This is a genomic window from Xanthomonas sp. SHU 199 (genome assembly GCF_000364665.1).
Taxonomy (GTDB): domain Bacteria; phylum Pseudomonadota; class Gammaproteobacteria; order Xanthomonadales; family Xanthomonadaceae; genus Xanthomonas_A; species Xanthomonas_A sontii.
The window spans coordinates 1-680 of the sequence record NZ_AQOI01000523.1 but is presented as its reverse complement, the minus strand read 5'-3'; the positions used below and the strand labels follow the sequence as shown (position 1 = coordinate 680).

General features: G+C 71.3%; 1 protein-coding gene. It reads left to right on the top strand.

Going from position 1 to position 680, the window contains the following annotated elements:
* On the top strand, positions 1-680 hold a 680-nt coding region (locus D183_RS0115950; protein WP_017909883.1), incomplete at both ends, for a virulence factor family protein.

The following is a 680-nucleotide window of genomic DNA, read 5'->3' as shown; positions in this document are numbered from 1 at the left end:
CCGCGCGGGTCGCCGCGCATCTGCATGCGCGCGGCCGCGGCGGCGCGCTGGACGATCTGCCGCTGACCGAGCTGCCCTCGGCGACCCCGGGCGCACCGCTGGCCATCGTGCTGTCCGGCGACGGCGGCTGGCGCGACATCGACAAGGGCATGGCCGAAGCGCTGCAGCGCCGCGGCATCGCCGTGGTCGGCTGGGACAGCCTGCGCTACTTCTGGCGGGCCAAGCCGCCGGCGCGGGCCAGCGCCGACCTGAGCCGGGTCATCGCCTACTACCAGCAGCGCTGGCGTCCGCAGAAGATCCTGCTGGTCGGCTATTCCTTCGGCGCCACCACCCTGCCATTCATGGTCAACCGGCTGCCGCCGGCGCAGCGCGAGCAGGTCGGCCTGATCGCGTTGCTGGGCCTGGAGCACAAGGCCGATTTCCAGATCCGCGTGCGCGGCTGGCTCAACCTCGGCGACGACGACGACGCACTGCCGGTGCAGCCGGAACTGGCGCGCATTCCCGCGGCGCAGTTGCTGTGCGTGTACGGCGACAAGGAAAAAGATACGCTCTGCCCGCAATTGCGCGCGCGCGGAGCGGAGGTGGTGGTGTTGCACGGCGGTCACCATTTCGATCAACACCCGGCCGGGCTGGCGACGATCGTCGACGGCCGCTGGCAGCAATTGTCCGCCGACGCGCGA